The organism is Seminibacterium arietis, from assembly GCF_042675725.1.
GTDB lineage: Bacteria > Pseudomonadota > Gammaproteobacteria > Enterobacterales > Pasteurellaceae > Seminibacterium > Seminibacterium arietis.
In genome coordinates, this window is sequence record NZ_JBHTJN010000011.1 from 199,349 (window position 1) to 213,137 (window position 13,789).

Genomic DNA, 13,789 nt, shown 5'->3' on the forward strand with positions numbered 1-13,789 from the left:
ATAATGTTTAAAGATAAGGTAAATTAAAATATGTCTGGTTTCACTCAAAAATCGTCTCTTATCATTCAAGTCGGTTTGTATAAAACCGAAAATACTTACCAGTGCTTATGGTTTGATCAAAAAAAGGTTCCTCACTTTATGCAATCCTCATCTCATTTGTCTATCAAAGAAATTCAATCACAGCTAAATGCATCCGATGTAGTTGACAACAAAATTAAAAAGAAACCTAAATTTATCGTATCTATTCAACCTCAACATATTTGGACTAGATCTTTGCTCCTACCACATCTTTTAACCCCACAAGAATCTGAGCAACAATGTCATTTCTTACTAGAGAATGAACTTCCTACACCATTAGAACAACTGTGGTTTGATTATTGCACTACTCCGTTAAAACAAAGTTGCCGTTTAGATATATTTGCTATTATAAAAAATACAGCAAAAGACTATCTCAAAAAATACTCTCCTTTACTAATCAGTGTGTTAGACAGTCACTCACATGCGATAGTTCGTGCTTTTCAGTATTTATTAAACTTATCTGATGAAGAAATAAATGAAAAATTATTCTTATATAAAGATAGTGAGTGTTGCCTTGCAATTCAACAAAAATCAGGACAATTTAGAACAGTACAACACAGTAAAAATAATATTCTCATCATTTTTGAGCATTTTTGCCAACGCTATAATGAAAGACCAACAGAGATTTATTTTTACAGCACATCAGAAATTAAAAAAACACCTCAACAATGGAATCAAGTTAATACAGACTTGCCTTTTATTGCGCTAGGTAATGCTCTGTGGCGACAAGAATAATATCTATTTATAAAAAAAAGGAAAAAAGATGAATTTATTACCTTGGCGACAAAAATTACACCAATATAATTTAAAACAAACATTAATAAAATGTTTAGTCTACTTCATTTTTTCTGCAATAATTTACAGCTACTTTATATATGTAAATCATCAAAACCAACAACATATTATACAACATCGCAATCAGCTTAGCAGCTTATCACAAAACTTACTACAATTAGTACAACAAACAGAAAAGTTGCGACCTCACTACAAGCTACATGAAAATAAATTACCGATAAAACGACCGCACTTATTTGAAGTTCTGAATTTACTTAATGAGCTGCCACTTCAAGAAGGTGAATTATCACAAATTATTTTTTCAATACAATCATTACAACTTAAAGGTTACGTTGAGGATCAAAATGAATTTGAAATGATCCATCATTTTCTTAATCAACATACATTATTCGAAAAAATTGAACTAATCCAATTTAAACCGACAAAAGACCAAATTTATTTTGAATTTGATTTAAAAATAGATACGAGAGAGAAAATTAATGAACAAAAAAATATGGAATAATCCTTACAACTTAATGGGTAAGTTCATTTCATTATCTACTGCTAAACAACATATTTTATTGTCAGTAATCATGATGTTTTTCATCTACTTACCTTTCAATAACTATTTAAGTAAAAATCAAGAAATAATCCTTTTAAAGGAGGATATTGTTTTAAAACAAAAACAAATAGTTCATCAACAAAAATTACTATATGCCTTACAAAATATAACGGATAATAAATTATTAACTCCAAAGTTAACCTCTCATATTTCTACTGTAAATAATCAACTAAAAAGGCTACTACCTACAAAATTAAATATTCATTCAACTCACTGGGAATATCAAAAAAAACCGATACTAACTTTAAATATGAAAGGATATTTTACTGATATAAATCAGCTTATTAGTGATCTTTTCAATGAAAACAAAAATATTGATTTACTTTTTATTAAGATAAATAAAAACAATGATGATAATGACGACATCTCTGTTGAATCAGAAATATCACTACAACTAAATATTACGGAGAATTGATTATGAAAGTAATAAATAAATCATTTAATCGATGGGCTATTCTTTTTATTTTATTCAATTTTAGTGAAGGAATAACTTTTGCTACAGATCCTTTTGACAAAACTCAGCGTTATCTAAAAGAAAGTATGTCTACTCCTCAGCCCACAAAGAAAAGTACGTTATCTTGCCACTCAACACAACTGTCTATTGCTCATGAAACGCCTTTTGAGCAGATAAAATTTATAGGAGTACTTATAGGAAAAAATTCTACTAAAATATTTTTTATAAATAATAATCAAACTGTGATGAGTGCAAATGAAGGGGACTTTATTGCAAAAGAAAAATTAAAAATTAACAAAATAGAATTACAACAAATCAGCTTACTTAGTTGGCAAAAAGCTAGAAGTTGTCAGCAACCAGAACCTATCAACATTAAACTTTAGGAGCAAATATGAACTATCTAGTTAAATTGCTAAAATGCAGTATATTTTTTCTATTCTTTTCTACCCCACTTTTAGCTCAATCAAATGTTGTACAAGAGAATAAGGTTTTTTCTATCAGACTAAAAAAAGCACCTTTAGTGGCAACATTACAGCAATTAGCTATGGAGCAACAAGTAGATTTAATTATCAATGATGAGTTAGAGGGGACTATATCTCTTCAATTAAAAGAAACTGATTTTGATCAGTTACTACGTTCAGTCGCAAAAATACAACAATTAGATCTTTGGCAAGAAAAAGGCATTTATTATCTTAATAAAGCTAGTGATGATAATCCTGCAAGATTTGCCTCCAAAATGGAACAAACCGAAAGTGCGGTTAATTTTGCTAATATTACAGTAGAACCACAAACTAAGCCTGTAGCCACTTCGATAAAACTCCATTTTGCAAAAGCCTCTGAAGTGATGAAATCGTTAACTACTGGTAATGGCTCATTATTATCATCTAGTGGTAGCATTACTTTTGATGATCGCAGTAATTTATTGATTGTACAAGATGAAAAGTCAATCGTACAACAAATTAAACGAGTGGTGGCAGAAATGGATAAGCCAATTGAGCAGATAGCTATTGAAGCACGAATTGTGACAATCAATGACGAGAGCTTAAAAGAACTTGGCGTTCGTTGGGGGATTTTTAATCCAACAGCAACAAGTCATAAAGTGGCAGGCAGTTTAGGTGCAAATGGTTTCGAAAACATCGTCAATCAACTTAACGTAAACTTTCCTACAACAACTGCACCAGCTGGTTCTGTTGCATTTCAAATTGCTAAAATTAACAGTCGTTTGCTAGACCTAGAACTAACCGCACTTGAACGAGAAAATAATGTGGAAATTATTGCTAGTCCTCGTCTTTTAACCACTAACAAAAAAAGTGCCAGTATAAAACAAGGAACTGAAATTCCTTACATCGTTAATAACAATAAAAATGACAATCAATCTGTAGAATTTAGAGAAGCTGTATTAGGTTTGGAAGTTACGCCACATATTTCTAAAGAAAACACTATCCTACTAGATCTCGTCGTAAGTCAAAACTCACCTGGCCAACGTGTTTCCTATGGACAAAATGAAGTCGTTTCAATCGATAAACAAGAAATCAATACTCAAGTTTTTGCCAAAGATGGAGAAACTATTGTTTTAGGAGGTGTCTTTCATGACAATATGACAAAACACGTGGATAAAGTGCCTCTACTAGGTGATATTCCATTACTAAAACATTTGTTTAGCAAAGAAGTCGAACGTCATCAGAAAAGGGAGTTAGTCATTTTCGTCACACCACATATTTTAAAGAAAGGGCAAATCAAACCAGCTGTTTTACAAAAATAACTACAAGTTGAAACAAAATTCAGCAAAAAACAAACCGCACTTAAGCGATTTTGTATAAATATCCACAAATAAATATATATAGACTTGAAAAAGGTGGCTATTTATTGAGATAATCGCAATTATTTTTTAGGTGATCTTTTACAACCACATTCGGTTTCTATGGTTGTGTTTTGTACAATCGGAAAGATCTATTTATTTCTCATTCATTTAGAAGAATAAACAACAAAATGGCAGAAAAACGTAATATTTTTTTAGTAGGACCTATGGGGGCTGGAAAAAGCACAATAGGTCGTCAGTTGGCTCTACTTTTAGGCATGGATTTTATTGATACAGATACTGAAATCGAACAACGTGCGGGGGCTGATATTAGCTGGATATTTGATGTGGAAGGTGAAGAAGGCTTTCGTAAACGGGAAGAGCGAATCATTAATGAACTAACTCAAAAACAAGGTATTGTACTGTCTACTGGCGGCGGTGCAGTAGTATCAAAAAATAACCGTAATTACTTGTCTGCTAGAGGAACTGTAATCTATTTAGAAACTACTGTAGAAAAGCAATTTCAACGGACACAACGAGATAAAAAGCGTCCTCTATTGCAAGGCGTTGATGATCCTCGTCAAGTATTGGAAGAACTATCTAAAATTCGCAATCCACTGTACGAGGAAATCGCAGATATTACGCTACCTACTGATGATCAAAGTGCAAAAGTTATGGCAAATCAAATTATTGATTTAATCGAAAACTTTAATGGCTAATGACTATAAATTAATAGCTCTTCTATAAAAAAGGACAGTAGGATGTTGAATGTCAATGTGGAATTAAAAGAACGCTTTTATCCAATCCATATAGGTGAAGGATTACTATCTAATCCCAATGTTTATCCTCTTAAAGCTGGCGATAAAATTATGGTGGTGACAAATCCTACTGTTGCAAAATATTATTTAACGAACTTAATAGCCACATTGCAACAAATAGGGTGTATCGTAGAACAAGTCCTACTACCTGATGGCGAAAAATATAAAACTATTGAATCATTAAACTTAATTTTTACCGCACTTTTAAAAGCTAATTATGGACGTGATGCTACGATTATTGCACTTGGTGGGGGAGTAATTGGTGATGTTGCGGGCTTTGCTGCTTCAACTTATCAACGAGGCATTCGTTTTATTCAAATTCCTACTACGTTACTAGCTCAAGTAGATTCTTCTGTTGGAGGAAAAACTGCAGTTAATCACGAGTTAGGTAAAAATATGATCGGAGCTTTTTATCAACCCTGTGCAGTTATTATTGATACTCAAACTCTAAAAACTTTGCCAAAGCGAGAAGTTAATGCAGGTCTAGCTGAAGTCATTAAATACGGAGCTATTTTAGATTACTCATTTTTCGAGTGGCTAGAAAAGCATATTGACTTGCTTGTCGCCTTAGATCAGAAACATCTCCAACAATGTATTGCTCATTGTTGTAAGATTAAAGCTGATGTAGTAGCTAGAGATGAAACTGAAAAAAATGAACGTGCATTACTTAACTTAGGTCACACTTTTGGTCATGCTATTGAAACTCACTTAGGTTATGGAAATTGGTTACATGGAGAGGCTGTGGCTGCTGGTTCCATGATGGCTGCTGTGCTTTCTAAAATATTGGGCGATTTAGACGATAATGATGTAGCTCGTTTAGAAAAATTACTCGCAAGAGCAAATTTACCGACTTATTCACCTGATGGAATGCAACCTGAAGATTATCTTCCTTATATGATGAGAGATAAAAAGGTACTAAGTGGGCAATTACGATTGATCTTGTTAAAATCATTGGGTCAAGCATATATTGCTACAGAAACAGAGCTTCCTCTTGTTTTGGAAGCTATTCGCTGTTGTACGCAAACTGATTGACAAAATGAGCTCGCATAATGTTAAAAACAACAGAAAAAAGCACCGCCCTTTTTTAAAATGGGCTGGTGGTAAGTTCCGTCTAACCGATGAAATTAACAAATTTTTCCCCAAACAACAGCAATGTCTCATTGAGCCTTTTGTAGGAGCTGGTTCAGTTTTTTTAAACAGTCATTTTGAACGTTATATCTTAATTGACATAAATCCTGATTTAATTAGTTTATTCAATATAGTTAAACAAGATGTAGATCACTATATCGATGCTTGCAAAACTGTTTTTTTTCATCTAGAAGCTAACACTGAAGCCTATTATTATCAACAACGTAATCGCTTTAATCACTCTACTGATAACTTTGAACGCTCAGTATTGTTTCTATATTTAAATCGTTTTGGCTTCAATGGGCTATGCCGTTACAACTCGAAAAGTGAATTTAACGTACCATTTGGACGATATAAAACACATTACTTCCCTGAATTAGAATTAAAAAACTTTGCTCAAAAAGCTCAAAGAGCGGTATTTATTTGCGATAATTTTCAAAAAGCCTTTGAGTTTGCTGATGAGCAAGCGGTAATTTATTGTGATCCGCCTTATGCTCCTCTTACTCAGAACACTAATTTTACTCGATATGCTGGCAACGAATTTTCGCTATATCATCAACAAGAGCTCGCGGATTTAGCTAAGAAAACAGCAAACAAATGGAAAATTCCTGTCATAATTTCCAATCATGATACAAAATTTACTCGAGAAATTTATCAAGGAGCAAAGCTCAAATCTTTAAAAGTGCAGCGTTCTATTAGTCAATCTTCTAAAAAACGAATAAAAGTTAATGAACTAATCGCTGCGTTTCTATAAATATGGAAAAATATTATGTTAAAAGAGAAAAACCCAATTGCTATACCAACTTTATTATGTGATTTCTATAAAGTATTTCATAAAGATCAATACCCTGAGGGTACTCAAGTCATCTACAGCACTTTTACTCCACGTAGTAATAAATCTGCACCATACTTAGAACGTGCTGTTTCTTTTGGTTTTCAAGCATTTATTACTAAATATTTGATAAATTACTTTAATCATTATTTTTTTGCACGCACTGAACGGGAAGTGACAGAAGAATACATCCAGTTCATTGAACGAACACTACAATTTACGCCTAATACAGATCACATATTAAAGTTACATCGCTTAGGTTACCTTCCGCTAAAAATAAAAGCTATTCCTGAGGGAAAATCTGTGGCAATCAAGGTGCCAATGATGACAATTGAGAATACTCATCATGATTTTTTTTGGCTAACTAACTATTTTGAAACTTTGATTAATATGTCTCTTTGGCAACCTATCGTTTCAGCAAGCATTGCTCGTGCTTATCGAATTACTTTAACTCGTTTAGCTCAAGAAACTTGTGATAACGATTTTCATGTTCCTTTTCAAGCACATGACTTTTCTATGCGAGGTATGAGTTCACTAGAAAGTGCGGAAAGTTCAGGAGCAGGACATTTAATTTCATTTTTAGGTACTGATACTATTCCAGCTATTTCTTTCATTGAACGTTATTACGGATCAACACAACTTATCGGAACATCTATTCCAGCAACAGAACATTCAGTAATGAGTTCACACGGGGCAGACGAACTCGCAACTTTCCGCTATTTGATGGCCAAATATCCTAATAGTATGCTCTCAATTGTTTCTGATACTGTAGATTTTTGGCACAATATTACTGTTAATCTACCTATTTTAAAAGAGGAGATCATGAATCGCCCCGATAAAGCCAAACTAATTATTCGCCCTGATAGTGGTGATTCATATAATATTATTTGTGGCGACATAAACGCAGATACTCCTCACGAGAAAAAAGGCTTAATTGAATGCTTATGGGATATTTTTGGAGGGAAGATTAACGATAAACACTATAAGGAGTTAGATCCTCATATTGGAGCAATTTATGGGGATGGAATTAATTACGAAAAAATGTGTCGTATCCTTGAAGGGCTAAAAGCCAAAGGCTTTGCTTCTAACAATTTAATTTTCGGCGTCGGCTCACTGACTTATCAATACCACACAAGAGATACTCTCGGTTTTGCAACAAAAGGCACTTCAGCGATCATCAATGGGAAAGAAAAAATGATTTTTAAAAATCCTAAAACAGACGATGGACTTAAGAAATCTCAACGTGGGCGTGTAAAAGTCATTTCATTAGACAACTATGTTGACGAACTCAGTAGTAATGATGATTTTTCAAATGATCAATTAGAATTAGTGTTTGAGAATGGTAAGTTATTAAAATACACTAATTTTGATGAAATACGAGCAAATTTATCAGCTGAATTAGCATCCCATTGTTAACTAACTTACGAAACTGGCTAAAAAACTAGTCATTGAGTGTTTTTAGAAAAGATGCAATTTTTTTCTAAAAACACCACACTTAATAAACATTACATATTCAAATTATTTTTTACTAATGACGGATTGATGTTAAACACCAAGCAATTAACTTTAGGGTTAATTATTTTAGCTAACGATAACAATTGTTGTTGTTTAAATAACAACCCTTGTCGAACTATTGCATTAGCAACTTCAAAAAACAGTTTTTCTCCTTCAATGTTAGTAACTCTATACAATCCCTTGAATTGTGATGGAAATAGTTGCTCAATTTGTAAATTTAAATCATGCACCATTAGCCCTTTTTTCATAATCTGATTAAATGGCGAACTTTGTAAAATATCCTGCACATTCATGATTTTTTCATGTCTCATACTTGTTTTCCATTTTTTTAATCTTATATTTTAGGATTATAAGACATTGTAGCAAATTTCCGCTACAATAAGTGCGGTAGATAAATAAAAGATTTTTAATGATGAAATTATATAAAAGCAAACAATATTTTTGGTCGCAATTACTTCTCAGTATGATTGCAATTTTTGCTTTTCCCAGTGCACAAGGACTAGAAGATAACGCTACTAAAAGCAATTATCCAAATGAACAGTATCAAACTCAAAAATATCAGTATACTATCAATTTGATAGAGCAAGCTCGTCAACATTTATTAGAAAACACTTCCCCTATTTTTATTAAAGAAAGTACTACTAATAAAGTTGAACCACAATTTTTTATCCTCTATTCTCATTATAATGCTCCTATTCGAGCTGGTCCTTGCTTCAACGCATAAATTTACTTTTTTTTACTTAGGGTCAATAATAATGTTGTCCCCCCTTTGAATAATTTTTTTAGAAACAAGAAACTATGTTAAGAACTATTGCAACAAAAATTTTTGGTAGTCGGAACGATCGTGTCCTACGCCGTTTAAATAAACAAGTCATAAAAATTAATAAATTAGAACCGCTCTTTGAAGAATTAACTGATGACCAATTAAAATCAAAAACTACCGAATTTCGTGAAAGATTGAAAAAAGGTGAGACTTTAGAGAGTTTAATGCCCGAAGCTTTTGCTACTGTACGAGAGGCAAGTAAGCGAGTGTTAGGCATGCGTCATTTCGATGTTCAATTAATTGGGGGAATGGTTTTAAATAATCGTTGTATTGCAGAAATGCGTACAGGTGAAGGTAAAACACTAACTGCGACTTTACCTTGCTATTTGAATGCGTTAACAGGCAAAGGAGTACACGTAGTAACAGTGAATGATTATCTTGCTCGACGTGATGCAGATACTAATCGACCTTTATTTGAATTTTTAGGCATGACCGTTGGTGTTAATGTCCCTAATATGCCTCCAGAAGAAAAAAAAGCAGCCTATAATGCTGACATTACTTATGCTACAAATAGTGAATTAGGATTTGATTACTTACGAGATAATCTAGCTCATTCCGCAAAAGATCGCTTTCAAAAGCAATTATATTACGCTTTAGTAGATGAAGTGGATTCTATTTTAATTGATGAAGCTAGAACCCCTTTAATTATTTCAGGTCCTTCTGAAGATAGCTCAGAACTCTATGTAGCTATCGATAAGCTAATCCCAAGTTTGATCTATCAAGAAAAAGAAGACACTGAAGAATACCAAGGAGAGGGAGATTTCACCCTCGACCTTAAAACTAAGCAAGCATACCTCACCGAACGTGGACAGGAAAAAATAGAACATTGGCTAGTCAATCAAGGTTTAATGAAAGCTGATGAATCTTTATATTCGCCATCAAAAATTACTTTATTGCACCATGTTTATGCTGCACTCCGAGCTCATAAACTTTTTGAACGCAATGTAGATTATATTGTTAAAGACGATGAGATTATTATTGTAGATGAACACACTGGACGCACAATGACAGGACGTCGTTGGTCTGATGGTTTACATCAAGCAATCGAAGCAAAAGAAGGCGTTCCGATTCAAAGCGAAAATCAAACTGTAGCTTCTATTACTTATCAAAACTATTTTCGTTTATATGAAAAATTAGCTGGTATGACGGGTACAGCTGACACAGAAGCATTTGAATTTCAGCAAATTTATGGGTTAGAGACTATTGTTATTCCAACTAACCGACCGATGATCCGTGACGATCGTACAGATGTCATGTTTGAGAATGAAAAATATAAATTTGATGCAATTATCGAAGATATTAAAGACTGCATTTCTCGCAACCAGCCTGTACTAGTTGGAACAATTTCTATTGAGAAATCTGAATTACTCTCTAATGCACTTAAAAAAGCGGGAATCAACCATAAAGTATTAAATGCTAAATTCCACGCTCAAGAAGCCGAAATTGTTGCAAATGCAGGCTATCCTGGTGCAGTTACTATTGCAACGAATATGGCTGGACGAGGTACAGATATTGTTTTAGGCGGAAACTGGAAGTCTGAAATTGCAAAATTAAATAATCCAACAGAAGCGCAAATTGAAAAAATAAAATCTGAATGGCAAACACGTCATGATATTGTTAAGGCTGCTGGAGGTTTGCATATTATTGGTACAGAGCGACATGAATCAAGACGTATTGATAACCAGTTACGTGGGCGTTCTGGTCGTCAAGGTGATCCAGGCTCTTCTCGTTTTTACTTATCTCTTGATGATGCTTTAATGCGAATCTATTTAAATGAAGGCAAGCTGAATATGATGCGTAAAGCCTTCAGCACAGCTGGTGAAGCAATGGAGTCAAAATTATTGGCAAAAGTAATAGCTTCAGCTCAAGCAAAAGTAGAAACACACAATTTTGATGGAAGAAAAAATCTACTCGAATTTGACGATGTTGCTAATGACCAACGACATGCTATTTATGAGCAACGTAATATCTTATTAGATAATGAAAATATTTCTGACACAATCGATGCAATCCGAAAAGATGTTTTCAACATGGTGATAGATCAATATATTCCACCAAATTCATTAGAAGAAATGTGGAATATATCAGGATTGGAGCAACGATTAAAACAAGACTTTGCATTAGACTTACCAATTGAAAAATGGTTAGAAGAAAATAATGCTTTACATGAAGAAACTCTACGAGAACGTATTATTGAAGCAGCAGAGAAAGAATATCGCAACAAAATTGAACAAGTTGGCGAAGAAACTATGCAACACTTTGAAAAAGGTATTATGCTACAAACTCTTGATGAGCTTTGGAAAGAGCATCTAGCTGCAATGGATCACTTACGTCGAGGTATTCATTTACGAGGGTATGCTCAAAAAGATCCAAAACAAGAATACAAAAAAGAATGTTTCCAAATGTTTACTGATATGCTTGATGCTTTAAAATTAAACGTAATTACCATTCTAAGTAGAGTACAAATCCGTACTCAAGAAGAGGTAATAGAGGCTGAAAAAGCTCGTCAGGCTATAGCTGAACGCGAAAATGCAGCGATGAACTATTCCACGCAAGGAGAAGACTCAGATAATGGTGCAATAAATAAACGTAAAATTGGACGTAATGAACCTTGCCCTTGTGGCTCAGGCAAAAAATACAAACATTGTCATGGTAATAGAGCAAAAGTAGTGTAGCGATACAAAAGTGCGGTGAAAATTTTCATTTTTTCCGCACTCTACATTCTCAGTTTTATAAATTATCAAATAGAGAAACATCTTATGAACAAAGTTACAATTCATGTTGCTGCTGGTATTATCCGTGACGAGTTTGGAAAAATTTATTTAACTCAAAGGCTTGAGGGGCAAGATTTTGCCCAGTCTTTGGAATTTCCTGGAGGAAAAGTTAAAAAAGGCGAAACACCAGAACAAGCATTACAACGAGAATTAGAAGAAGAAATCGGCATTCACGTTCTAAGTGCGGTAGTTTTTGAACGATTTTCATTTGAATATCCAACTAAAATTATTGAATTCCACTTTTATTTAATTGAACAATGGATCGGTGAACCTTTCGGACGAGAGGGGCAAGAGGGTATGTGGATAGCTCAAAGTGATTTAGATGAAGGATTATTCCCCCCAGCTAATGCAAAGTTAATTCAACGCCTACTCGCAGAAAGCGAAGTGTAAACATAATAACAAAAAGAGCGTTGAATTAAACATAAACCGTTTTAATTCTGAGATAAATCCATTAAATAAGGTTGTCCACAAAAATCTTGCTTAATGAAAAATTGAATTGAATGTCTAGACCAGATCCCCATTCTTTGCTGTTTCGCTCGTTTTAAACGTAATGCACGCCCTTGTGATAAACGAAAAAGTTTTCGACTGCTTTTTTTCAAAAAAGTTTTTCTTCTCATGATTTATTTCCTTTCTTATCCTGTTATAAAACAAAATTAATTATCTAGCTAAAATAAGATGCTTCTATTGAATTATTTACAATCTCTTTCTCTGAAATATTTTGCTGCACTCGATAATAATTCATTATACTGTTCATATAGCGACGAATATTTTCCACATATTGAAATGCTTCATAGCCACGAGCATAACCATATTTCAAGTTAGTATAGTAACGCTTTTCTGCTAGCAGTGGCAGATTTTTCTTAACATCAAGCCAATTATCAGGGTCTCCTCCTAAATTACGAGTCAATCTTCTTGCATCAAGTAAATGCCCTAATCCCATGTTATAAGCAGCAAGAGCGAACCAAATACGATCTTCTTGGTGAATACTTTCGGGCATCTGATTAAGCAACATATGTAAATATTCTGAGCCAGCTTTAATACTTTGCTCGGGGTCAAGACGATTAGTAATTTTCATTCTATCTGCTGTTGCCTTCGTTAACATCATCATACCTCTTACCCCTGTTGGTGAGGTTGCGTCAGGATTCCAGTGGGACTCTTGGTAGGCTACTGCGGCTAAAAATCGCCAATCTAAACTACCTTTATATTTTTCAAAGAGCGGTTGATATTTAGGTAAAATTGTTTCTATTGCATTTAGATAAGATCGGGTGTCTACATAATCAAATTGCCCTAAATGATTAAAGTATTTCTCTTCAATACGAGCAACTAACCCCGTTTCAATGGCTCCATCCATAAAATCCAATAATGCTGCCTGTAACTCATTATAGGAATTATTAGGCAAATACCAATGCACTGTAGTCTCATCAGTTACATCAAAAGCAACAGCTAAATTAGGTTTGATCTGTTGCGTGCTAGAGACATAAATAGAATTAGCAATACTATAATTTATTTGTGCATCAGCAACTTGAATCAGTAACTCTTCCTGAGTCTTATCCACTACTTTCCAATTTAAATCAGGATATTTTTCTTTAAGTGCGGTTAAAATTTCGTTTAACTCAGTTCCTTTAGCAATAACTAGCTCCCCTTTCAATTGTGCCAAAGAGGTAGGGCGGATCTCACCTTTTCGATAAACTAATTGCCAAGAAGTTGAATAGTAACCTGGTCCAATCTGAAATTTCTCTAATTTTTTAGGCTGGTATCTTAAATTTGCTGCTGCAATGTCAATTTGATGTTTTTCCAATGCTGTGAACAATTCCTCACTATTATCCATAGCTCGTATTTCTAACTCAACATTTAAATAATCAGCAAAAGCTTTAGCCAGCTCATATTCTAATCCTGTTTTTTGTCCCTCTATTCCAATAAAATAAGAAACAGGATTATTCACGGTACCAACAATTAATTTTTCTCTTGCTTTAATTGCGGTATAACGATTTTCTTCTGAACGCATAATATGTTGCCAAGGAGAAACCATATCGATTGCCCACAATAACAAGGCTAATCCACTGACAATACGTAAAAATAAACCTTTCAAATGACCTCTATAATTCTAAATATTTGTTGTATTTTAACCATATAAACTAGATCATTCTAGCAAAAAAGCATTATCTATTTTTTT

Annotated in this window: 15 protein-coding genes; 12 read left to right on the plus strand and 3 right to left on the minus strand. The window is 33.6% G+C overall.

Going from position 1 to position 13,789, the window contains the following annotated elements:
- The first annotated feature begins 30 nt into the window (after nt 1-30).
- From ACFQ02_RS06570 to ACFQ02_RS06610, 9 genes are all read left to right on the plus strand, one after another.
- Nucleotides 31-813, plus strand: coding sequence for a competence protein ComA (locus ACFQ02_RS06570; RefSeq protein ID WP_380820816.1), 783 nt, complete (start codon nt 31-33; stop codon nt 811-813).
- Between the two features lie 28 nt (nt 814-841).
- A complete protein-coding gene (locus ACFQ02_RS06575) occupies nt 842-1,375 on the plus strand; it encodes a hypothetical protein (protein ID WP_380820818.1) in 534 nt (177 codons plus the stop codon).
- Complete coding sequence (locus ACFQ02_RS06580; RefSeq protein ID WP_380820820.1) at nt 1,353-1,889, plus strand: hypothetical protein; 537 nt, start codon at nt 1,353-1,355, stop codon at nt 1,887-1,889. The genes ACFQ02_RS06575 and ACFQ02_RS06580 overlap by 23 nt, the downstream gene beginning before the upstream one ends.
- A gap of 2 nt (nt 1,890-1,891) precedes the next feature.
- Nucleotides 1,892-2,311, plus strand: a complete 420-nt coding sequence (locus ACFQ02_RS06585; protein ID WP_380820823.1) for a hypothetical protein — start codon at nt 1,892-1,894, stop codon at nt 2,309-2,311.
- An 8-nt stretch (nt 2,312-2,319) separates the two neighbouring features.
- Nucleotides 2,320-3,690, plus strand: coding sequence for a type IV pilus secretin PilQ (pilQ, locus tag ACFQ02_RS06590; RefSeq protein WP_380820825.1), 1,371 nt, complete (start codon nt 2,320-2,322; stop codon nt 3,688-3,690).
- A 227-nt stretch (nt 3,691-3,917) separates the two neighbouring features.
- A complete protein-coding gene (aroK, locus tag ACFQ02_RS06595) occupies nt 3,918-4,445 on the plus strand; it encodes a shikimate kinase AroK (protein WP_380820827.1) in 528 nt (175 codons plus the stop codon).
- A gap of 42 nt (nt 4,446-4,487) precedes the next feature.
- Nucleotides 4,488-5,576: a 3-dehydroquinate synthase gene (gene aroB, locus ACFQ02_RS06600; RefSeq protein ID WP_380820829.1), complete on the plus strand. Its 1,089-nt coding sequence runs from the start codon at nt 4,488-4,490 to the stop codon at nt 5,574-5,576.
- Nucleotides 5,577-5,580: 4 nt separating this feature from the next.
- On the plus strand, nt 5,581-6,426 hold the full coding sequence (locus tag ACFQ02_RS06605; RefSeq protein ID WP_380820831.1) for a Dam family site-specific DNA-(adenine-N6)-methyltransferase: 846 nt from the start codon (nt 5,581-5,583) through the stop codon (nt 6,424-6,426).
- Between the two features lie 15 nt (nt 6,427-6,441).
- Nucleotides 6,442-7,920 (plus strand): nicotinate phosphoribosyltransferase, encoded by a 1,479-nt coding sequence (locus ACFQ02_RS06610; RefSeq protein WP_380820834.1) that lies wholly within the window; start codon nt 6,442-6,444, stop codon nt 7,918-7,920.
- An 89-nt stretch (nt 7,921-8,009) separates the two neighbouring features.
- Here ACFQ02_RS06610 and ACFQ02_RS06615 read toward each other — a convergent pair whose 3' ends face one another.
- On the minus strand, nt 8,010-8,330 hold the full coding sequence (locus tag ACFQ02_RS06615) for a DciA family protein (protein WP_380820836.1): 321 nt from the start codon (nt 8,328-8,330) through the stop codon (nt 8,010-8,012).
- A 98-nt stretch (nt 8,331-8,428) separates the two neighbouring features.
- Here ACFQ02_RS06615 and secM point away from each other — a divergent pair, with 98 nt between their 5' ends.
- From secM to mutT, 3 genes are all read left to right on the plus strand, one after another.
- On the plus strand, nt 8,429-8,743 hold the full coding sequence (gene secM, locus ACFQ02_RS06620; protein WP_380820838.1) for a secA translation cis-regulator SecM: 315 nt from the start codon (nt 8,429-8,431) through the stop codon (nt 8,741-8,743).
- Between the two features lie 74 nt (nt 8,744-8,817).
- Nucleotides 8,818-11,517, plus strand: a complete 2,700-nt coding sequence (secA, locus tag ACFQ02_RS06625) for a preprotein translocase subunit SecA (protein ID WP_380820840.1) — start codon at nt 8,818-8,820, stop codon at nt 11,515-11,517.
- A gap of 84 nt (nt 11,518-11,601) precedes the next feature.
- Nucleotides 11,602-12,006: an 8-oxo-dGTP diphosphatase MutT gene (gene mutT, locus ACFQ02_RS06630; RefSeq protein WP_380820841.1), complete on the plus strand. Its 405-nt coding sequence runs from the start codon at nt 11,602-11,604 to the stop codon at nt 12,004-12,006.
- A gap of 41 nt (nt 12,007-12,047) precedes the next feature.
- Here the strand turns inward: mutT and ACFQ02_RS06635 are convergent, their stop codons facing one another.
- The gene (locus ACFQ02_RS06635; protein WP_380820843.1) at nt 12,048-12,233 is read right to left on the minus strand and encodes a hypothetical protein; all 186 of its coding nucleotides are present in this window, start codon (nt 12,231-12,233) and stop codon (nt 12,048-12,050) included.
- A gap of 44 nt (nt 12,234-12,277) precedes the next feature.
- On the minus strand, nt 12,278-13,705 hold the full coding sequence (gene mltF, locus ACFQ02_RS06640; protein ID WP_380820846.1) for a membrane-bound lytic murein transglycosylase MltF: 1,428 nt from the start codon (nt 13,703-13,705) through the stop codon (nt 12,278-12,280).
- Nucleotides 13,706-13,789 lie beyond the last annotated feature (84 nt).

What these genes read in the sequence shown, in the direction of transcription:
- ACFQ02_RS06570 (WP_380820816.1), top strand. Translation starts at nt 31, where the DNA reads ATGTCTGGTTTCACTCAAAAATCGTCTCTTATCATTCAAGTCGGTTTG.
- ACFQ02_RS06575 (WP_380820818.1), top strand. Translation starts at nt 842, where the DNA reads ATGAATTTATTACCTTGGCGACAAAAATTACACCAATATAATTTAAAA.
- ACFQ02_RS06580 (WP_380820820.1), top strand. Translation starts at nt 1,353, where the DNA reads ATGAACAAAAAAATATGGAATAATCCTTACAACTTAATGGGTAAGTTC.
- ACFQ02_RS06585 (WP_380820823.1), top strand. Translation starts at nt 1,892, where the DNA reads ATGAAAGTAATAAATAAATCATTTAATCGATGGGCTATTCTTTTTATT.
- pilQ (WP_380820825.1), top strand. Translation starts at nt 2,320, where the DNA reads ATGAACTATCTAGTTAAATTGCTAAAATGCAGTATATTTTTTCTATTC.
- aroK (WP_380820827.1), top strand. Translation starts at nt 3,918, where the DNA reads ATGGCAGAAAAACGTAATATTTTTTTAGTAGGACCTATGGGGGCTGGA.
- aroB (WP_380820829.1), top strand. Translation starts at nt 4,488, where the DNA reads ATGTTGAATGTCAATGTGGAATTAAAAGAACGCTTTTATCCAATCCAT.
- ACFQ02_RS06605 (WP_380820831.1), top strand. Translation starts at nt 5,581, where the DNA reads ATGAGCTCGCATAATGTTAAAAACAACAGAAAAAAGCACCGCCCTTTT.
- ACFQ02_RS06610 (WP_380820834.1), top strand. Translation starts at nt 6,442, where the DNA reads ATGTTAAAAGAGAAAAACCCAATTGCTATACCAACTTTATTATGTGAT.
- ACFQ02_RS06615 (WP_380820836.1), bottom strand. Translation starts at nt 8,330, where the DNA reads ATGAGACATGAAAAAATCATGAATGTGCAGGATATTTTACAAAGTTCG.
- secM (WP_380820838.1), top strand. Translation starts at nt 8,429, where the DNA reads ATGATGAAATTATATAAAAGCAAACAATATTTTTGGTCGCAATTACTT.
- secA (WP_380820840.1), top strand. Translation starts at nt 8,818, where the DNA reads ATGTTAAGAACTATTGCAACAAAAATTTTTGGTAGTCGGAACGATCGT.
- mutT (WP_380820841.1), top strand. Translation starts at nt 11,602, where the DNA reads ATGAACAAAGTTACAATTCATGTTGCTGCTGGTATTATCCGTGACGAG.
- ACFQ02_RS06635 (WP_380820843.1), bottom strand. Translation starts at nt 12,233, where the DNA reads ATGAGAAGAAAAACTTTTTTGAAAAAAAGCAGTCGAAAACTTTTTCGT.